This window comes from Amorphus orientalis (genome assembly GCF_030814015.1).
In the GTDB taxonomy this organism is placed as follows: Bacteria; Pseudomonadota; Alphaproteobacteria; order Rhizobiales; family Amorphaceae; genus Amorphus; species Amorphus orientalis.
Genome location: NZ_JAUSUL010000001.1, coordinates 1,148,111 through 1,167,488, shown reverse-complemented (window position 1 = coordinate 1,167,488; position 19,378 = coordinate 1,148,111). Strand labels below are relative to the sequence as shown.

Genomic DNA, 19,378 nt, shown 5'->3' with positions numbered 1-19,378 from the left:
GGCGGATGGGTCCGCCATCCTTGTTTGCGCGCAGCCGCCACACCAACCCTGCGCGCGCGGCTCCGAGCTCGAACTTCGTTCGATCCTCTGCGCCATAACCCCTCTAAATCATTTTATTCAAATCCATTTCCCTTCGACACCCGACACCGACCAACAAGCCAATCCACACAGTGATTTTGCCCGCTTCGCGCTTTCCCGGGCTTTGGCTGAGCAGCTTTCTCGCCTCGCAGACAAAAGTCGGCACCTGGCGCCGAAGATTCGGACGGACTTTCCTCGGAATTCGACCCAAGCCCGGCCCTTTGGTTAGCTCCAAGGACGCTTGAATGCATGTCGAAGGGCCTGCTGTGGATGCGATCTCGCTGGACGTTCGAGCGCAACGGCCGTGCGGCAGCGGTCATGCCGGGCCGCGGGCCGGTGTGCAATGACGCCGAGCTGCTGATGGCCGCTGCGCTTGAGGGATTCGGCATCCTCTACATCCTGGAGGATCTGGTGGCGTCGCCGATTGCCGATGGCCGACTTGTCCGCCTGCTGGAGCCGTGGTGCGAGCCGTTCGCCGGCTAGCACATTTATCACCCCAATCGGCGGGGCACGACGGCCTTCCAACTGTTCAAGCAGGCGGTTCGCGCAAACAGGGTCGCGTGAAAGTGCCGGATTAAAAAGGGACGCGTTCTGCCAAGATCAGGAAGCAGCTGAATCATTTCAGCACCGTTGATATCGGCTCCGACCCCATTCCGGCCTTTCAGGAGAGTGCCGCAAGACAACCGGGCGCAGAAGCGGCGGTCCGGCGCCGCTGAAAGAAAAGGCCCCGAGAAAGGAAGCTTGGGGCCGGAGTCCATCGGGCTGTCAGACCTGCGCGGCCCCGCCATCGACGAAGACCTCGCTGCCTGTCATGAAGCTGCTTTCGTCGGAGGCAAGGAAGAGCGCGACTGTCGCCGTCTCCTCGGGGCGCCCGATACGGCCGAGCGGTATCTGCGTGGCAAAGTCTTCCAGAAGCGCATCCTCCTTCCCCGCATCTGCCAGACCCTTGAGGCCGGGCGTCTCGGTGGCGCCGGGAGAGAGCACGTTTACCCGGATCCCTGTCCCCTTCAGGTCCAGTGCCCAGCTTCGGGCAAAATTGCGGATTGCAGCCTTGGTCGCGCTGTAGACGCTGAACGCAGGCGTTCCCATCGAACCGGCGGTCGAACCGGTGAGGATGATGGACCCGCCGGCCTGCATGAGCGGCAAAGCCTTCTGCACCGTGAACAGCGTTCCCTTGACGTTGACGTCGAACGTCAAGTCGAACGACGCCTCGTCGATGGCGCCGAGCGGAGCCAGCTTTCCGAGCCCGGCATTGGCGAAGAGAACGTCTATTCGCCCGCTCTTCGCACGCACCGTCGCGACCAGTCGATCAAGATCGTCCAGACGCGAAACGTCACCCCGCACCGCAGTCACTCCGGAGCCGATCGCCTCCACCGCCCTGTCCAGTTCCTCCTGACGACGGCCGGTAATAATGACCTCGGCGCCTTCCGCCACGAACCGTTTTGCGGTCGCCAGACCGATGCCGCTGTTGCCGCCGGTTATGACGGTGACCTTACCTTCAAGTTTGCCCATCTCGATCTCCTGGAAATGATGATCGCATCGAGATAGAGGCTTGCTTTCCATTCTAACAGTATGCACCTTTTGGTAAGTACCTATTGGAGCATGTGAGTGACCACATCTGGATTTATCTGCGGGCTGGACGCTGCGTTGGCTGTCATCGGCGGCAAGTGGAAGCCTTTGATCCTGTACCACCTGGCCCACGAAGCCAGACGCTATGGCGACCTGAGGCGCGCCATCGGCACTGTCAGTGACAAGATGCTCATTCAGCAGCTCAAGGAACTGGAGGCTGACGGGATCGTCGACCGGCTCGACTACAAGGAGATTCCGCCGAGAGTCGAGTATTCCCTCACTGCGTTCGGCAAGACCCTGGCTGAAGCCTTGAAGCCGCTGTGCGCCTGGGGAACGGAACATGTGGCCGAGGTTGAGAAAGTTGTGTCACGGCGCGGGACGTCGGCGGCGGAGAGCGCCGCCTGACCTGCGACCGTCTTGCCGACAGGCCATGGCGCGCGTCAGAGGCTGCAGCGTACCCACGGCGCGCATCTTCTTCGCCGACGGACATTTGGGGCTTCGCGGTCTCGAATCTCAGGCCGCGCTCCTGAGGTTGGCGACGATGTGCTCCATCGAAACCGCTTTCCCACTCTTTCCGTCGGGTTCGAGGTCGACGATCGACCCGCCGACTTGCTGGAGCCGCGCGAAATAAGTGCCAGCGTCCAGGAGCTGACAGGGAAAATAGAGGCCCGGCGGCGTGGGTGCCTCCCCGGCCAGCCCGGTCAGGCTTTCAAGAACCATCGCTACCCCCAAGCCGGTCAGCGGCATCTGTCCAGCGGGATGCACGACGGAAAACCGCATCTCCAATGGATTTCCCTCAGGGTCCGTGCCGGAGAGCTCGATCAGGATCTCGGCAGAGAGCGGCTCGCCCCTGCGACGGCTGGAACTGACGCCGATCGCCAGGTCGAAGCGGACATTCGGCGCGCCCGTCGCCATGGACAGTCCGAGAAGATCGTTCGGCGAAAGGGCGGACGCTTCCATCTCGGTCCCGTCGACAGCCCGGAACCGGGAGCTGGTGGCGTCCCCGGTTCGCCAGACAAAAGCCCCTCCCCGACGCTCCAGCGCGGCAGCCATCACCTTGGTCTGGCGCTCAAGGTCCGCCTCGGCGGCAGGGCCGAACGCGTCGTCCTCATCTAGCAGGGCACCGATGCGAATATCCTCGACATGCCCGAAGGCGGTTGCGGCGGCCAATGCCGGCACGCTGGTTGCTCCGACCAGCCATTCCGTCCCGAGGACGACCGCAGAGGCGTCGGGACGATGGATGTAGGCCGCAACCTCCGGTCCCAGCTCGATGATACCCGGGGAGATGTTGACGTAAGGCACGCCCCGGCTCTGGGCGAAACGAAGGCCCGCGACCCGCTGGTCGGTGAACAGGACCGCGACGGCCCCGACCGGGCGATCGCCTATGCCCAGATCGCCGGCCGACAGATCGATGGCGATGCTGTCCGCATGTCCGACCGAATCCGCCACGCGCTGCGCCTTGTCGAGGTCACGACCTCCGATCAGCAGTGGCACATCGGGATGTGCGTTTCGCAGGCTCCGCGCGGTGTGCTCGCCAACGATACCGGAGCCTCCGACCAGCAATATCGGGTTGAGCGACATTGTCAGACCTTCCTCTTTCCGTTACCTACTATTCGTAGGAATCACGTAACCTACTTTTGGTAGATTTCAAGAGGGACGTATGGCGGAGAGGTCGATCAGGCAGACAACCGACGGGCGGAGCGTGGCCGCGAGGCTTCCCAAGGCGGAGCGCCGCCATCAGCTTTTGGACACGGCCCTGGCGATCGTCCGGGAGGAAGGAACGGACCGGCTCAGTCTCGGCCACCTCGCCGAACGGGCCGGCGTGTCAAAGCCCGTTGCCTACGACCATTTCGGTGATCGATCCGGCCTGTTGATCGCGCTCTACAGGTGGATCGACACGGAGCGTATGAACACGTTCCGCGACGGCCTTGTCAGCCGGAACCCCAACGCTGCGGAAGCGATCAGCGAACTCGCGTCCGCCTACATAGACTGCGCCGTCGACACCTCCGGAGACTTCCACGCGGTCGGTGCGGCCCTGGCGGGGAGCGATGAGAAGGCCGTTGTCCTGCAGGAGCTCCAGGACCAAGCGGTCGAGATGTTCGTCGCCATCCTCGCGCCACACAGCGACTTGCGCCCCCCGGAACTGGAGCGGCGGAGCATCGGTCTCGTCGGCGCGGGCGACGCGCTCTCGATGGCCGTGCTCCGCGGAACGTGCAGCAGGGCCGATGCGACTCAAACGTTCTCATCTCTGATCGCCACCTGCATCTAGGGGTTCAACTCTGGCTGATTCAGGCAGCCCGAAACTTCGGATACGTGTCGGATTTCATCACGCCCCGGATGCCGCCTGTGATCGTGGCGGACAGATTGGCTGCCGCGGCCTTTCGGGTGTCCGACCAGCTTCGGGACCGGTCCCGCGAGCTTCACCTCGCCGGAATTCATTGGCCTCCCGTGACAGTCGAACGATGGTCACCGGCAGACCCGGATCGCGGGTCTCACGCCTGAGTCCGGGCCGGTTGAGGAGCGGCATCGTGCATGTGTTGAAGGCGAGCATGCGCCATCGGCCTGGTCCGATCGCAGGCGCATCCGATGCGCCGCGTCGGGACACAAAGGGCCAGCCCGACAACCCGGCTCAGGTCGTCGCCGGATGCCAGCCGCGCTCGGAAAGCGGCTGGTCGGGGGCTTCGATGGTAATGAAGCTGGCCAGGTCCGGGCCGAACGTCGGCAACGCCATCGGGCAGCGCACGCCGGGGATGACGCGCACGTCGAACAGCTCGCGGATGCCGCCCTCCAAACGCAGCCACTCGACGATGTCGCCGTTGCGCTGGTTCACGATCTGGATGCCGCACCAGGCCTCGCCGCCGCGCGTCTCCAGCTCTTCCTGGAGCGGAAGGCCGGAAAAGACCCCCTCGTGCCGGGCGAGCGACAGGCCGACGACGGCATGGCCGGCGTGGAAAGAGAGCCCGCGCAGGAAGCCCGGACAGAAGGCCACCCGCTCGCGCGAGCCGCTCTCCCGGTCGATCCGGGTCAGATAGCCGTTGCCGGAATCGAGCACCCAGAGCGCACCGTCGTGGATGCGCGGCGAGTGCGGCATCGACAGCCCGTCCGCCACGATCGCATCGGTCTCGACATCGACGACCACGCCGCCGTCGCGGCGGTGGCTGCGCCAGCCGTCGACGATGTCGGTCGTCGCCACCGAGGTCACGTAGCGCGGCGCACCGTTCTCCATCGCCACGCCGTTCAGATGGCAGCGGTCCTCCGGCGCGAGCTTGGAGATAAAGGGCGGCCGCCAGACCGGCTTGAAGGAGTGGACGGCACTGTCCGTCGCCAGACAGGAATACTTGGTGTTGACGAAGATCAGCCGGCCGGCGGCGTCGATGCCGAGCTCGTGGACGTCGAGATCGGATACCGTCTGGCCGCGGCGCGGCACATAGAGCTTGTCGTAGTGCTCGTTCGCCCGCTCGTTGGGCGCAAGCACGTTCTCGAACCGCCAGATCTGGGCGAGGCCGGCCAGCAGCAGCCGCTGGGAATCGGCCAGAAGCCCCATGGCGCGGATGAAGTTGCGCTGGTGCAGGGACAGGGCGCCGTTCGGCAGCACGCCCACCAGAAAGAGCTGTCCGGTCTGGTACGACGTGAAGGCCAGCGAACAATTGTGCCGGGCGAGCCACTGGGGAAAGCCGCGCGAGCACGTGACCTGGGTCTGCAAGGCCTCCGGCGGCTGGGCGGCCTCCGCGCCCGGCGCATCGGCGGCGGGCGGCGCCTCGGCAGGACCAGGTGCCGGCGCTGCGTCGGGCTCGTCCTGGGGCTTGTCGGGATCACTCATCACAAACTCGGATTCTGAAGCTGGCCCTCCTCGGCTCCGCGCCGTTGCAGCAGGACCGATGAGGCACGAAAGGTGGGCGGGAGATCCGACACGGCTCCGCGGCGGATTGCAAGACCGCAGGGCCGTCAAAAAGCCGGCGCCCACACAGGAAGCCGGCTTTTCGGACCGGGCAACGGGCTAAAACCGGTAGCCGAAGCGCAGCTGGCCGCCGTGGGACTGGAAGTTCTCGGCGAAGCTGCCCTGATATTGCAGCTTCAGTTGCAGCCCGTGAACCTTCTGCAGATCGATGCCCGCCGTCACGTGGCCGACGGTGTCGTTGATCGGCATCTTGGTCACGAAGCCGTCCATCTCCGAAATGCCGGCGAACCGCGAGCTGACCTCGAAACTGTCCTCCGACAGGAAGGAGACGCCCGCGCCGGCGAACAGCCGGGCCGGCAGATCGGGAGCGACGTTCACGCGGGTGCCGATCTCGACCCCGGGCGTAACCAACTCGGCATCGACCGCGGTGTCATCATCGGAAAAGCCGCGCCGAATGCTGACGAGCCCTCCTAGGGCCGGCCGCGTCAGCCGCCGCGCAGGGCGACCAGCCGTCCGCGCAGGATGCGTCGCAGGTCGTTGAAGTCGTTGTCGGACATGTCCGAAAACGCCGACTTCTCGATCTCGTCGGCGATCCGGTCGCACTCCTTCAACGTCTCCTCCCCGCTTCCGGTGAGCGATGCCGTCAGAATCCGCTTGTTGTCCGCGCTGGCCTCGCGCTTCAGCAGCCCGCGCTTTTCAAGCCCCGTGACGATCTCGTTCATTGTCTGCGGCGTCACGAAAAAGCGGCGCGAGAGCTCGGCCGAGGAGATGCCGGTCCGCGACCCGACGATCGACAGCACAGTGTACTGGATGCCTGTCAGACTCTGTGTCCTGAGCGCCTGTTCGAGCTGCGAGCGAACCGCCTGGTTCGCCTGGTTCAGCAGATACATTGTCCTCGGCCGCAGAGAAATCCGCTCGGACCGGCCTTCAGCCTCGCTTGACAATATCAGGGCCCCTTATTTAATCATCTCGTACAGTGTTTAGCTCAAGGAACCGGAAAATGACAGGCAAGCCGGGGGAAACGCGACCCTCCGAACAGGATCGCGCCAACGGGTGGGGTGAAAACGTTCTCGTGGATATTGAGGACGGCATTGCCTGGGTCACGCTCAACCGGCCCGACAAGCGCAACGCGATCAATCCCGGCATCGTCTGGGAGATGAACGCCGTCCTCGACGCGGTCGAAGAGGACGATGCGGTCCAGGTGGTCGTGATCACCGGTTCGGGCGATGCATTTTCGGCCGGACAGGACCTGAAGGAATACTTCCGGGAGCCCGATGCCGGTCCGCCGCTCGACCGCGAACGCCTGTACCGGGCCAATGCCGCGTGGCAATGGCGCCGCATGATGTACTTTCCCAAGCCGACCATCGCGATGGTCAACGGCTGGTGCTTCGGCGGCGCGTTCCAGGTGCTGATCGGCTGCGACCTGGCCATCGCCTCCGAGGACGCGACCTTCGGCCTCTCCGAGATCAACTGGGGCATCATTCCCGCCGGCATCGTGACGAAGTCGCTCGCCGAGGTGATGAGCCAGCGCGACGCGATGTATTACATCATGACGGGCGAGACCTTCACGGGTGCCCAAGCGGCCGAAATGAAGGTGGTCAACATGGCCGTGCCGGCGTCCGAGCTTCGCGCACGCACCAAGAAGCTCGCCGACACGCTGAAGGAGAAGAACCCGTTCGTGCTCCGGTCCGCGAAGACGGCCTATCACCACGTCAAGTCGATGCCGTGGGACACCGCGCTCGAATATCTGATGGCGAAGTCGGACCAGACCAAATATCGCGATCCGGAGCGCGGAGACCAGAAGGGCATGCAGCAATTCCTGGACGACAAGTCGTACCGGCCGGGTCTGCAGTCTTACGACCGCAATCGCTAGTTCGCGTCTCGACCGACAGTGGAGTCGGTATGGACGGGCGCACCGAGAGCCGGGGCTGTTTTCGGTCGATCCGGTGTCTCCAGCCGGCCAAATCTGATGACATCGATCCCCCGCATGGTCTCGGATCGCGAAAATCCGGCCATCGTGCTGCAGGCATCCTTCACCCATGAGCGACTCCCGTTCGAGCATCGATAGACTTCTCCGCCCGCGGTCGATCGCCATCGTCGGCGCATCGCCCGAACCGTTCAGCCTCGGCAACAATGTCCTGTCGAATTTCGCGACCTTCGCCTATGACGGCCCGCTGCACCTGGTGAGCCGCAAGAACGCCGAGATCGATGGGCGCCGCTGTGTCGGTTCGATCGACCAACTCCCCTCGGGCATCGATCTGGTTGGCCTGGTCGTCCCCGCCAGCGTGGTGACCCAGTCGGTGGCGGAATGCGCGGAACGGGATGTCGGTGGCGTCGTCGTGTTTGCGTCAGGCTTCGCAGAACTGGGCGAGGATGGCGTCCGCGCCCAGGCGGAGATGGCCCGGATCGCCGAGGACGCCGGCATTGCGCTCCTCGGCCCGAACTGCCTCGGCTTCACCAACTTCGTCGACGGGGTGCCGATGACCTTCGAGCGGATTTCGCCGAAGGTTGCCTCGGGCACAGGCGTGGCCGTCGTTGCCCAGAGCGGCGCGATGACCGGCAACATCCGCGAAGCGCTGCGCAGCCGCGGCGTACCGGTCTCCTACGCGATCTCGACCGGCAACGAGGCCGTCACCGCCGCCGAACAGGTGATGTCGGCCCTGGTCGAGGATCCGTCGGTCGGATCGTTCGCCGTGTTCGTCGAGCAGATTCGAGATCCCGGCGTCTTTATGGAGTGCGCGCGGCGCGCATGGGCGCTCGACAAACCCATCGTGCTGATGCATCCGGGACGGAGCGAGCGCTCCCGTGAGGCCGCCCAGTCGCACACCGGCGCCATGGCCGGCGACCATGCCGTCATGGAGACCTTCGTCCGGGCCTGTGGCGTCACACTGGCCGACAGCTTCGACGAGCTGTTCGACACCACCGTGCTGCGCCACCGCTATCCGCAGTCGCGGGTGGAGGGGCTCGGCATCATGACCAATTCGGGCGCCGTGCGCGGCTTTGCGCTCGACTTCGGCGAGACCGTCGCGCTGCCGCTGCCAACCCTCAAGGCGGAGACCGGGACAGCGCTTTCGGAGCTCTTGCCGGACTTCGCGGTGATCGACAACCCCCTCGACATCACCGCCATGGGAATGAGCAAGCCCAGCCTGTTCGGCGACACCTCGGCGGCGATGCTCGCCGACCCCGGCATCGACGCGCTGCTGGTCGCGGCGATGGGCGGGGCGCCGCAGCAGGTGATGGCGAAGTGGAAATCGCTGCGCCCGGTGCTGACCACGGCAGAGAAGCCGGTGGCGCTGGTCTTCCTCGGCGACGAACTGCCGATGCCGGCAGAATTCATGGACGACATCCGCGCCTCGGGCGTGCCGTTCTTCCGGTCGCCGGAACGGGCGATGCGGGCGCTGGCCAACATCGCCCGGCTCGACGTGGTCGACGACCTGCCGGCTGTTGGGGTCCGTACGGTCGATGATACGCCGGCCCCGGAGGTCGTGCCGGAGCATCGCGGCAAGGCGATCCTGGCCGACGTCGGCTTCAAGGTGCCGGCCGGGCGTCTCGCCACCAGCGCAGAGGAGGCGGTCGCAGCGGCGGCCGAGATCGCCGGCCCCGTCGCGCTGAAGGTGCAGGCGGCCTCGATCGCCCACAAGAGCGACATGGGCGGCGTGAAGCTCCGCCTCGACGGGGGCGACGCCGTTCGCGCGGCGTGGACCGAAATCGAGAGCACCGTGGCGAAGGCCGCCCCCGGCGTGCCCATCGACGGCATGCTGGTGGAGGAGATGGCGCCGCCGTTCCCGCTTGAGATGGTGGTCTCGGCGCGCCGCGACCCGGCCTGGGGCGTGGTGGTGATCGCCGGGCTCGGCGGTGTCTTCACCGAGCTGATGCGTGACATCCGGATGTTCCCGGCCGGCCTTTCCGCCGACCGGATCCGCCGCGAGATCGAGGCGCTACGCGGTGCGCCGCTGCTGACCGGCTACCGCGGCGGTGCAGCGCTCGACGTGGACGCGGTGGTCGACGTGCTCGACCGGCTCGGGCGGCTCCTGATCGACGATCCGTCGCTGCAGGAGGTCGAGATCAACCCGCTCGCAGTCTATCCCCGGGGCGAGGGTGTCCGCATTCTCGACGTCCTCATGACGCGGCGGACCAGCTGACCGGGAGGGACCGCATGGACCTCGGCTTCTCGGACGAACAGACGCTTCTGCGCGACAGCGTGCGCCGGCTGATGGACCGGCACGCGCCGCCGGAGATGGTGGCGCGCCACGACCGCGAGGGCACCTACCCCTACGACCTTTACCGGGCGTGGGCGGAGGCGGGGCTGTTCGCGCTGCCCTTTTCCGAAGCCGACGGCGGGCTCGGCGGTTCGGTGATCGATCTCGCCATCGTCGGCGAGGAGATCGCCTACACCAGCGCCGACTTCTACATGGCCTATGCCGGCGGCGTCTTCTGCGGGCTCAACATCGCCCGCAAGGGGAGCGAGGCGCAGAAGGCGCGGTTCCTGCCGCCGCTGATCGCCGGCGACCTCCGGATGGCGATCTCCATCTCCGAAGCCGATGCCGGGTCCGATGTGGGCGCCATGCGCACCCGCGCGGTGCGGGACGGCGACGCCTGGGTCGTCGACGGCACCAAGCTGTGGTCGACCGGTGCCGGCGTGAAGAACACGCTCCTCAACGTCTACCTGAAGACCGATCCGAGCGTGTCGCACCGGAAGGGCATGTCGCTGGTCCTGATCGACAACGACGCGCCCGGCGTGGAGCTGAAGAAACTCGACATGCTGGGCCGGACCGCCACCGGCACCTACGAGATCAGCTTCGACGGGGTGAGGATCGGCGAGGACCGCATTATCGGCGGCGTCAACGGCGGCTGGGACTGCATCCTGTCGGGCCTGCAGGTGGAGCGCATCGTGTCGGCCGCCGGCAACTGCGGCGCGGCCCGCGCGGTGGTCGATCTCGCCGCCGACTATGCGCGCACCCGCACCCAGTTCGGCAAGCCGATCGGATCGAACCAGGCGATCGCCCACATGATCGCCGACATGCAGACCGAGGTGGCTGCGGCCCGGGCGCTGATGTGGCAGGCGGCGTGGAAGGTGTCCGCCGGCGAGGATGCCCTCGCCGAGATCTCGATGGCCAAGCTGTTCTCCTCGGAGACCTACGCCAAGGTCGCCAACCAGGGCATGCAGATCATGGGCGCGTTCGGCTACTCGATGGAGTTTCCGATGCAGCGCCACTACCGCGATTCCCGCTCGGCGACCATCGCGGCCGGCTCGTCGCAGATGCAGCGCAACCTGATCGCCGGGCTGATGGGTCTCAAGGTCAACTAGAACGTCGGCTTCGTTGCCCTGCGCGGGCCGGCACCGAGTCACGACGGCGTCAGAGCCGGAGCCCGGGCGTCGCGATCTCCTGCATGGCGGCCTGTGCCTCCGGCGGAATCGACAGCGCCTTGCGCTCCTCCAGATCGAACGACAGCGTGACCCCCTCTCCGGAGAACCACGGCAGTCCGGTCTCGGGATCCAGCAGCCAGTGAACGATGCGCATGGTCCGCGCATCGAAGCCTGCCAGGCCGGATCGCAACTCGAAGCGGTCGCCCGCCTTCGGATAGCGGTGGTTGAGAAGCCGATACTCGATCATCGCACCGCCAATGCGCTCGGCAGGCAGGTCGAGATAGTCAGCGAGATCCCCGCGAAGTGTCGCGCCGACGAGCGGCATCCCGTCCGTCACCGCAGCCAGGAACCCCTCGAGCCGCAATCGGCCGAACACGTCGCAGCTCTCGACGCCGAAGGCACCGCGGCTTGCGCACATCAGGCCCCGTTGGTCGGCTGCTGTTAGCGAGGCCATGGTCTCGACCGGATCGAGGGAGACGCTGCGCGGTTCGGCCTTTTCCGGAACCGTGATGGCCAGCGTCTTGGCATGGCGGCCCACATCGATCGGGATGGGCCGCGCTTCACCCGTCACCTGATCGGCGAGCACTAAGGTCGTGCGCATGGTCGCAGCCAGGTCCCCGGATAGGCTGTGACGCAGCAGGAACTGCACGACCATGCTTTCGTCCGTCACGGACAGCACACCGGCCGTCATGTGCAGCGGCGCTGACAGTCGCGCCTCCCGCAGAAAGCGCAAATGCTGTTCGGTGACAATCAGCGTCTCGCCGGCATCGCTGCGAAAGGCGTGCGGAAGACCGAGCTCTGCGGCAATTCCGACCAGTCCCTGCCGAACGAGCGCGTTGTAGTAGCGCGCGCTCAGATGTCCCATCTGGTCGCATTCCCAGCTGTTCACGCTCCCGCGCCAGACTTCCATCTCGGCTCCGCAGACCACGTCCACCCTCCAGGTTTCCTGTCGCGTCACATCCGGCTGCCGACCCGCCCTTGACGGGCCAAACCGCTGTTCGTACGCTCAAACATATAAGGGACCCTGATCTGAAAAGCATACCCTGTAAACAGGGATATGGTCGCCGGACGACCGACGGACGGGGGACGAAACAAGCAGGGGAGGACGTTTCCATGAAGCTGCAGACGAAGTCCGTCTTGCGCTCGATCACGGCCGGCTTTGCGATGAGCGTCGCCGTCGCCGGCTCAGCATCGGCACAGCTATCCGTCGACCGGCTGACGATCGCCACCGGTCCGGCAGGACTCTATTATTCCCAGATCGCCACTGCCCTGACCACCATCATCCAGGAGAAGACCGGCATTCCCGCGACCGCCCGTCCCCATGGCGGCACGTCGCAGTATCTGCCGCAGTTGCATCGCGGCGAGATCCTGCTCGGCATGAATTCCGGCCTCGACGCCTACTCAGCCTACGCCGGCAAGGATCCCTATCCCCAGGCGATGGACAACATCCGGGCGGTATCGGTGATCGGCCAGGCCGACTATTCCTTTATCGCCCGCGCCGATTCCGGTATCGAGACAGTCGCCGACGTGAAGGGCAAGCGCGTCATCACGAGCTACCGCACCCTTGCCCTCTTCGACGACGTCAACCGGGCGATCCTCGCCACTGCCGGCCTGAGTGAGGACGACGTGATCGCCGTCGCCGAGACAAATGTGCCGTCGGCAATCAAGGCGCTGACGGAAGACCGGGTCGACGTGACCGCCGCGATCCTGGGCATCACGGCACACCGAGAAGCCGATGCCGCCATCTCCGGCGGAACCCGCGTCGTCGCGCTCGGACCCGATCCCGCTCCGATCGACAGCCTTCGGGGCTTCCATGTCGGGACGATCGAGCCCGGTCCCGGGAGCGTTGGCGTGGCCAGGCCGACGCGGATCGCCATCTACGATTCCTACCTGAACACCGGCGTGCATGCCGACGCCGACGACATCTATCAAATCGTCAGGATGACCCATGAAAACTGGGCCGAGATGCAGAAGGCCGTGCCGGCGCTGCGCGGCATGACCGCAGATCAGATGATGCCGGAGCGGATCAGCCATCCCTTCCACGAAGGTGCGATCCGCTACTTCCGCGAGATCGGTCTCTGGACCCCTGAGCATGACGCACAGCAGGCCGAACTGCTGAAATGAGACAGGCGGGCACTGCGGTCAGCCGTAACTCGACCTCCGCCGCTCGGCTTCTGTCGGCAGCGGATGTTCCGGCCTCATCGAACCGCCGGCACGGACGGGATCACGACGGCGACTGTCTGAATTATCGCCGGCCTTCCCCTTGACCGCCAAGACCCGCCTACGTACCGTGCGATCTATATAAGGGTCCCTGATCTGATCAAGACATCCCGGCAACGGGGATGCGGCTGCCTCGAGATGGCCAAAGGTCAGGGAGGAAATGCGAGGGGAGAGATCATGTCCATCAGGGCGAAATCCGTCTTCAGGTCCGTTGTCGCGGCAGCGGTGATCAGCATTGCGTTCGGCCAGCCCGCATCGGCCGATCTATCGGTGGACCGCATCACCGTCGCGACCGGGCCCGCGGGCACGCTCTACGCGCAGCTCGGCACCGCGCTGTCGACGGTGATTCAGGACAAGACCGGCGTGCCGTCGACGGCGCGGCCGCACGGCGGCACCTCCCAGTATCTGCCGCAGCTTCACCGCGGCGAGGTGTTCCTTGGCATCAACTCCGGCCTCGACGCCAACGCCGCCTTCACCGGCAAGGAGCCGTACCCGCAGGCGATGGACCAGGTCCGCGCCGTGCTGGTGCTGGCGCAGGCGAAGTACTCGTTTATCTCCCGCGCCGAGGACGACATCGTCACCGTCGCCGACGTGAAGGGCAAGCGGGTGATCACCGCCTATCGGACCCTGGCGCTGTTCGACGACGTCAACCGCGCGGTGCTCGCGACCGCCGGCCTGACCGAGGACGACGTCCAGGCCGTTGCCGAGACCAACGTGCCATCGGCAATCAAGGCGCTGACGGAGGACCGCGTCGACGTGACCGCCTCGATCCTCGGCATCCCGGCCCACCGCGAGGCCGACGCCGCGATCCCGGGCGGCACCCGCGTGGTCGCACTCGGCCCGGACGATGCGCCGATCAACGCGCTGCCGTCCTTCCACGTCGGCATTCTGGAGCCCGGCCCGGCCGCCGTCGGCGTCAAGGAGCCGACCCGGGTCGCGATCTACGACTCCTACCTGAACACCGGCACCCACGCGAATGCCGACGACATCTACACGGTGGTGATGACCACCTACGAGAACTGGGGCGACATGCAGAAGGCGGTGCCGGCGCTGCGGGGCATGAATCGCGACGACATGGTTCCGGCCCAGATCAGCCATCCGTTCCACGAGGGCGCGATCAAGGCGTTCAAGGAGCTCGGCCTGTGGACGCCGGAGCACGACCAGCAGCAGGCGAAGCTGCTCGGCCAGTAGGGCCGCCCGCGCGAGACGGCAGGCGGCGCGGGCGGTCCGGCGCCGCCGTCGCATGGTCCCGGCCTGCGCTCCGTGCCGCTGCCGGCTTCTTCCAGCTCATCCGATGCCGCCACCCCGGCGGCATCTGCGACGTGGACGCGTGATTGGACCCCGGTCATCCGATGAAGCGCATCACCAGCGCCCTGCTCAATCTCTACTTTGCCTATCTGCTGATCGGCGGTGTCGCCTGGGCGATGGACGTGCCGCTGCGGCTCGGCCTCAACCTGGTCGATTCCGAATGGCTCGGCCCCTATCTCGGCGTCGCCGTCGCGGCCGGCTTCCTGCTGAGGCCCTACGGCAAGACCGCCGGGATCATCGAGATCCTGCTCGGCTTCGCAGCGATCGCGGCCTGGTCTTGGATGTCCTACAATTTCGAGGCGTGGCTGTTCGATTTCATGGGCCACACGCCGCAGAAATACGTGCCGGGCATCATCGCCATCGTGCTGATGATGGAAGCGCTGAGAAAGATCTGCGGCACCGGGATCGCGGTTCTGGTCTGGGTCCTGATCGTTTACGCCTTCGTCGGCTGGGTCCTGCCGCAGCCGTTCGAGGCTGACCGCCTGCCGCCGGAATCGGTGGTGATGTACCTCTACGCCGACACCAGCGGCATCCCCGGTCTGGTGCTCTCCATCGTCGCCTCGCTGGTGCTCGCCTTCATCGTGCTCGGCAAGCTGATGGAGGTCGGCGGCGCCACCAACTTCTTCACCGACCTCGCCATGTCGGTGATGGGCCACCGCCGCGGCGGCCCGGCCAAGGTGGCCGTGATCGCGTCCAGCCTGTTCGGCAGCGTGTCGGGCTCGCCGGTCGGCAACATCATGTCCACCGGCGTGGTCACGATCCCGCTGATGAAGCGGACCGGCTTCACTGCGTCGCAGGCCGCCGCGATCGAGGCGGTCGCCTCGACGGGCGGCCAGATCGCCCCGCCGGTGATGGGGGCTGCGGCCTTCCTCATGGCGGAGTTCCTGCAGATCGACTACTACGTGGTGGTGCTGGCGGCGCTGCTGCCGGCGATCTTCTATTATGTCTGCCTGTTCGTGCAGGTGGACGCGGTCGCCGAGCGACGTGGGCTGGTCGGCCTGCCGCGCTCCGAACTGCCGAAGATCGGCGCGGTGTTCCGCTCCGGCTGGGTGTTCGTGCTGCCGCTCGGGCTGCTGGTCTATCTGCTGTTCTGGGCCAACATGGCGCCGGCCGCGGCCGCCCTCACCTCCGCCTTCACGTTGCTGATCCTCGCCTTCTTCAAGGGCCGGTTCCGCTCCTTCGAAGAGTGGAAGTCGTTCGTCCTCGGCGGCGGCGAGGCGATGATACCGATCGTGCTGATCGCCGGCGGCGCGGGCGCCGTCGTCGGCGTGATGAACGTCTCCGGCCTCGGCCAGTCGCTTTCCTTCATCATCATGCAGGTCGGCAACTCCTGGGGCCTGTTCGCCATGCTGGTCCTGACCGCGATGCTCTCGATCGTCCTCGGCATGGGCATGCCGGTGACCGCGATCTACATCGTGCTCGCGACCGTGATCGCGCCGTCGCTGATCGACATGGGGCTGACCCCTCTCTCCGCCCACCTGTTCATCTTCTACTTCGGCGTGATGTCGTTCCTGACCCCGCCGGTCTGCGTCTCGTCCTTCGTGGCGGCGAGCCTCGCCCGGGCAGGCATGTGGGAGACCGGCTGGATCGGCATGCGCTTCTCCATGATCGCCTTCATCCTGCCGTTCGTCTGGGCCTACGACCCGGCCCTCCTCCTCGACGGCACCCCGCAGGCGATCGTGACGGTGGTGCTGACGACGCTCGCCGCGATCCTGATCATCGGCCGCTCGTCGCGGCTCCTGGAGCGGCCGAACCCGCGCAGCCTGACGCTTGCCGCCCTGGTCGCGGCGATCGTCATCGCCGTCACGGCGGCGCCGGTCTGGGCCGGTCCGGAATCGGTGCTGGCGCTGGTCGCGGCCGCGGTCGGCTTCGTCGTCTATTTCCTGCTGCCGCGGCTGTCGCTGCCGGGACTGCGCGAGGCCGCCGGCCCGGAGCATGCCGGCGAACCCGGCGTCACGGCCGCCGAGGCCGGCGCCAAGTCGCCGCAGACGCAGGGCTGACGTGACGGCGGTTTCCTCCACGTCGGCCGATACCGGCCGTCCGGACCGCGCGGCGGCGCTGAACGCCCGGCTGGCCGCCTGGCGGGCGCGTTACCCGACACTGCCCGAGCTGGAGGCCCCGGCGCGCCGACGTCTGCCCTATTTCGCCTGGGACTTCCTCCAGGGCGGGACCGGCACGGAGACCTGCCGCGAGCGCAACATCGCCGCCTTCGAGGCAGTGCGCGTCGCACCGCGCTACGGGGTCGACGTCTCCCGCGTCGACACCTCCGCCACCCTGTTCGGCCGGCGCTACGCCGCGCCGCTGGTGATCGGCGCGGTTGGCATGGACGGGATGATCTGGCCAGGCGCGACCACGGCGCTCGCCCGCACCGCCCAGGCCGAAGGGATCGCCTACTCGACCGGCACGATGGCGACCGCCCCGATGGAAACCGTGGCGGAGATCGCCCCGGACTCCTTCTGGTTCCAGCTCTACGGCCTGCCCGGAAGCAACCACCGCACCACCTTCGATCTGGTCCGCCGCGCCGGGGCCGCCGGCGCGCACGCCCTCATCGTCACCCTCGACATTCCGCGACCGGCCAAGCGCAACCGCGACCTCAGGAACGGGCTCACCATGCCGTTCCGGATCCGGCCGCGGATGATGGCGGCGGCGGCAATGCGCCCGCACTGGCTCGCCGCCATCCGCCGCGAAGGCATGCCGGCGTTCGCCAACATGATCCCCTATTGCGGCGCCTCGCCCACCCGCGAGGATCTCGCCGCCTTCGTCCAGCGCGAGCGCGCCGGCGCGTTCTCCTGGGAACTGGTCGCCCGGGTCCGCGAGACCTTCCCCGGTCCGGTGCTGGTCAAGGGCGTGCTGCATCCGGCGGACGCCGAGCGCGCGGTCGAGCTTGGGGTCGACGGCATCGTCGTCTCCAACCACGGCGGACGGCAGTTCGACGCCGCCGCCGCGCCGATCGACGTGCTGCCGGCGATCCGTGCGGCGGCCGGCGACAGTACGACGATCCTCGTCGACAGCGGCGTGATGTTCGGGGTCGACATCCTGAAGGCGCTCGCCTGTGGCGCCGACGGGGTGATGGTCGGCCGGGCCTTCATGCTCGGGCTGGCCGCGCTCGGACCCGACGGCGCCCACCACGTCGCCCGCACCCTGATCGAGGACTACGCCATCGCGCTCGCCCAGTGCGGCCTGGTCGCGAGCGACGAGGCGCGGTCCGCCACCGTCCGCCACCCGAACGCCTGGACCGAGGCCGACTTCGCCGGCTTCTCCCCGCCCACCTCCAGCCGAGTGACAGCGCCATGAAAGTCGGAGACGCGATCGCCGAGATCCTGAAGCGGGAGGGCATCGAACTCCTGTTCGGCTATCCGGTGAACCACACCCTGGAGCATGCGGCGGTCGCCGGCATCCGGCCGGTCATCGTGCGCCAGGAGCGCACCGGTCTGCACATGGCCGACGCGATCTCGCGGCTCTCCTCCGGCCGCACGATCGGCGCGTTCGCCATGCAGAGCGGCCCCGGCACGGAGAATTCCTATGGCGGCATCGCCCAGGCCTATTCGGAATCGGTGCCGATCCTGGTGATGCCCAGCGGTTACGCCCGTCGCATGGCCCACGTCGATCCGCACTATTTTGCCTCCCGCTCGATGCGCGACGTGACCAAGTCGGCCGAGCCGATCACATCGGCGAAGGAAATCCCGGCGGTGTTCCGCCGCGCCTTCTCGCGGCTGCGCAACGGCCGCGGCGGGCCGGTACTGGTCGAGATCCCGGCCGACCTGTGGGCCGAGGACGTACCCGAGCCGCTCGACTATCGGCCGGTGCTCGCCACAAAGTTCGGGCCCGACCCGGAGGCGGTCAGAGAGGCAGCGGACCTGCTGCTTTCGGCGAAACGGCCCGTGCTCTACGCCGGACAGGGCATCCACTACGCCCGCGCCTGGCCGCAGCTGAAGGCGCTCGCCGAACGGCTCGCGATTCCCGTCTGCACCAGCCTGGAGGGCAAGAGCGCCTTTCCGGAAGACCATCCGCTCGCCCTCGGCTCCGGCGGCGCGGCGATCCCCAAGACGGTGCGCCATTTCCTCGACGCCGCCGACGTGATCTTCGGCGTCGGATGCTCGTTCACCGAAACGCCGTTCGGGGTGGCGATGCCGAAGGCGCGCAAGACCGTCATCCACGCGACGCTGGATCCCGACCACGTCAACAAGGAGTACGAGGCGACCGTGGCGCTGGTCGGCGATGCCGGCCTCACCCTCGACGCGCTCGCCGCCGAGCTCGACCGGCGCGGCGAAGGGACCCGTCCGCACGACGCCGTCGCCGCCGAAATCGCGGACGTGCATGCAGGCTGGCTTGCGGAGTGGATGCCGAAGCTCACCTCCGAAGAGGCGCCGCTGTCGCCCTACCGGGTGCTGTGGGACCTGCAGCACACCGTCGACGTCGAACGCACCATCATCACCCACGATGCCGGCAGCCCGCGCGACCAGCTTTCGCCGTTCTGGGTGGCGACCGCGCCGCTCACCTATCTCGGCTGGGGCAAGTCGACCCAGCTCGGCTACGGGCTCGGCCTCGCCATGGGCGCCAAGCTCGCCCGCCCGGACATGCTGTGCATCAACGTCTGGGGCGACGCGGCGATCGGCTTCACCGGGATGGACTTCGAGACCGCCGTGCGCGAGCGCATCCCGATCCTCTCCATTCTGCTGAACAACTTCTCCATGGCGATGGAGCTGCCGATCATGGAGGTCTCCACCGAGAAGTACCGGGCGACCGACATTTCCGGCAACTACGCCGCCTTCGCCGAAGCACTCGGCGGCTACGGCGAACGCGTCACCGATCCGGCCGAGATCGTGCCGGCGATCCGGCGCGCCATCGCCAAGACCGAGGCCGGCGTCCCCGCGCTCCTGGAGTTCATCACGGCGAAGGAACTCGCGCTGTCCAAGTATCCGGCGATCTGACGGAGC

General features: G+C 66.9%; 17 protein-coding genes. 11 read left to right on the top strand and 6 right to left on the bottom strand.

Going from position 1 to position 19,378, the window contains the following annotated elements:
• The first annotated feature begins 327 nt into the window (after nucleotides 1–327).
• On the top strand, nucleotides 328–561 hold the full coding sequence (locus J2S73_RS05220) for a LysR substrate-binding domain-containing protein (protein ID WP_306884383.1): 234 nt from the start codon (nucleotides 328–330) through the stop codon (nucleotides 559–561).
• Between the two features lie 282 nt (nucleotides 562–843).
• Here the strand turns inward: J2S73_RS05220 and J2S73_RS05215 are convergent, their stop codons facing one another.
• Nucleotides 844–1,590 carry an SDR family NAD(P)-dependent oxidoreductase gene (locus J2S73_RS05215; RefSeq protein WP_306884382.1) on the bottom strand — a complete coding sequence of 249 codons (747 nt, stop codon included), beginning with the start codon at nucleotides 1,588–1,590 and terminating at the stop codon, nucleotides 844–846.
• 96 nt (nucleotides 1,591–1,686) lie between these two features.
• Here J2S73_RS05215 and J2S73_RS05210 point away from each other — a divergent pair, with 96 nt between their 5' ends.
• Nucleotides 1,687–2,052 carry a winged helix-turn-helix transcriptional regulator gene (locus J2S73_RS05210; RefSeq protein ID WP_306884380.1) on the top strand — a complete coding sequence of 122 codons (366 nt, stop codon included), beginning with the start codon at nucleotides 1,687–1,689 and terminating at the stop codon, nucleotides 2,050–2,052.
• 108 nt (nucleotides 2,053–2,160) lie between these two features.
• On the opposite strand, the gene J2S73_RS05205 is transcribed toward J2S73_RS05210, so the two are convergent.
• Nucleotides 2,161–3,228, bottom strand: a complete 1,068-nt coding sequence (locus J2S73_RS05205) for an NAD(P)-dependent oxidoreductase (protein WP_306884379.1) — start codon at nucleotides 3,226–3,228, stop codon at nucleotides 2,161–2,163.
• A gap of 79 nt (nucleotides 3,229–3,307) precedes the next feature.
• Here J2S73_RS05205 and J2S73_RS05200 point away from each other — a divergent pair, with 79 nt between their 5' ends.
• Complete coding sequence (locus J2S73_RS05200; RefSeq protein WP_306884378.1) at nucleotides 3,308–3,916, top strand: TetR/AcrR family transcriptional regulator; 609 nt, start codon at nucleotides 3,308–3,310, stop codon at nucleotides 3,914–3,916.
• Between the two features lie 360 nt (nucleotides 3,917–4,276).
• Here J2S73_RS05200 and J2S73_RS05195 read toward each other — a convergent pair whose 3' ends face one another.
• The 3 genes from J2S73_RS05195 to J2S73_RS05185 all read right to left on the bottom strand — a co-directional run bounded on the left by J2S73_RS05195 (nucleotide 4,277) and on the right by J2S73_RS05185 (nucleotide 6,435).
• Complete coding sequence (locus J2S73_RS05195; protein WP_306884377.1) at nucleotides 4,277–5,467, bottom strand: TIGR03032 family protein; 1,191 nt, start codon at nucleotides 5,465–5,467, stop codon at nucleotides 4,277–4,279.
• Between the two features lie 177 nt (nucleotides 5,468–5,644).
• On the bottom strand, nucleotides 5,645–5,956 hold the full coding sequence (locus tag J2S73_RS05190) for a hypothetical protein (protein WP_306884376.1): 312 nt from the start codon (nucleotides 5,954–5,956) through the stop codon (nucleotides 5,645–5,647).
• Nucleotides 5,957–6,030: 74 nt separating this feature from the next.
• Nucleotides 6,031–6,435, bottom strand: coding sequence for a MarR family winged helix-turn-helix transcriptional regulator (locus tag J2S73_RS05185; protein WP_306884375.1), 405 nt, complete (start codon nucleotides 6,433–6,435; stop codon nucleotides 6,031–6,033).
• A 110-nt stretch (nucleotides 6,436–6,545) separates the two neighbouring features.
• On the opposite strand from J2S73_RS05185, the gene J2S73_RS05180 reads away from it, so the two are divergent.
• The 3 genes from J2S73_RS05180 (at nucleotide 6,546) to J2S73_RS05170 (ending at nucleotide 10,853) form a co-directional block, all read left to right on the top strand.
• Nucleotides 6,546–7,418 (top strand): p-hydroxycinnamoyl CoA hydratase/lyase, encoded by an 873-nt coding sequence (locus tag J2S73_RS05180; protein ID WP_306884374.1) that lies wholly within the window; start codon nucleotides 6,546–6,548, stop codon nucleotides 7,416–7,418.
• Between the two features lie 166 nt (nucleotides 7,419–7,584).
• A complete protein-coding gene (locus J2S73_RS05175) occupies nucleotides 7,585–9,687 on the top strand; it encodes an acetate--CoA ligase family protein (protein WP_306884373.1) in 2,103 nt (700 codons plus the stop codon).
• Nucleotides 9,688–9,701: 14 nt separating this feature from the next.
• Nucleotides 9,702–10,853, top strand: a complete 1,152-nt coding sequence (locus J2S73_RS05170; protein ID WP_306884371.1) for an acyl-CoA dehydrogenase family protein — start codon at nucleotides 9,702–9,704, stop codon at nucleotides 10,851–10,853.
• 49 nt (nucleotides 10,854–10,902) lie between these two features.
• Here the strand turns inward: J2S73_RS05170 and J2S73_RS05165 are convergent, their stop codons facing one another.
• Nucleotides 10,903–11,823, bottom strand: a complete 921-nt coding sequence (locus J2S73_RS05165; RefSeq protein WP_306884370.1) for a thioesterase family protein — start codon at nucleotides 11,821–11,823, stop codon at nucleotides 10,903–10,905.
• Nucleotides 11,824–12,026: 203 nt separating this feature from the next.
• Here J2S73_RS05165 and J2S73_RS05160 point away from each other — a divergent pair, with 203 nt between their 5' ends.
• From J2S73_RS05160 to J2S73_RS05140, 5 genes are all read left to right on the top strand, one after another.
• Nucleotides 12,027–13,037 (top strand): TAXI family TRAP transporter solute-binding subunit, encoded by a 1,011-nt coding sequence (locus J2S73_RS05160; RefSeq protein ID WP_306884369.1) that lies wholly within the window; start codon nucleotides 12,027–12,029, stop codon nucleotides 13,035–13,037.
• Between the two features lie 273 nt (nucleotides 13,038–13,310).
• Nucleotides 13,311–14,324, top strand: coding sequence for a TAXI family TRAP transporter solute-binding subunit (locus tag J2S73_RS05155; protein ID WP_306884368.1), 1,014 nt, complete (start codon nucleotides 13,311–13,313; stop codon nucleotides 14,322–14,324).
• Nucleotides 14,325–14,485: 161 nt separating this feature from the next.
• Complete coding sequence (locus tag J2S73_RS05150) at nucleotides 14,486–16,441, top strand: TRAP transporter permease (protein ID WP_306884367.1); 1,956 nt, start codon at nucleotides 14,486–14,488, stop codon at nucleotides 16,439–16,441.
• Between the two features lies 1 nt (nucleotide 16,442).
• Nucleotides 16,443–17,735: an alpha-hydroxy acid oxidase gene (locus tag J2S73_RS05145; RefSeq protein ID WP_306884366.1), complete on the top strand. Its 1,293-nt coding sequence runs from the start codon at nucleotides 16,443–16,445 to the stop codon at nucleotides 17,733–17,735.
• Complete coding sequence (locus J2S73_RS05140) at nucleotides 17,732–19,372, top strand: thiamine pyrophosphate-requiring protein (protein WP_306884365.1); 1,641 nt, start codon at nucleotides 17,732–17,734, stop codon at nucleotides 19,370–19,372. The genes J2S73_RS05145 and J2S73_RS05140 overlap by 4 nt, the downstream gene beginning before the upstream one ends.
• Nucleotides 19,373–19,378: the final 6 nt, after the last annotated feature.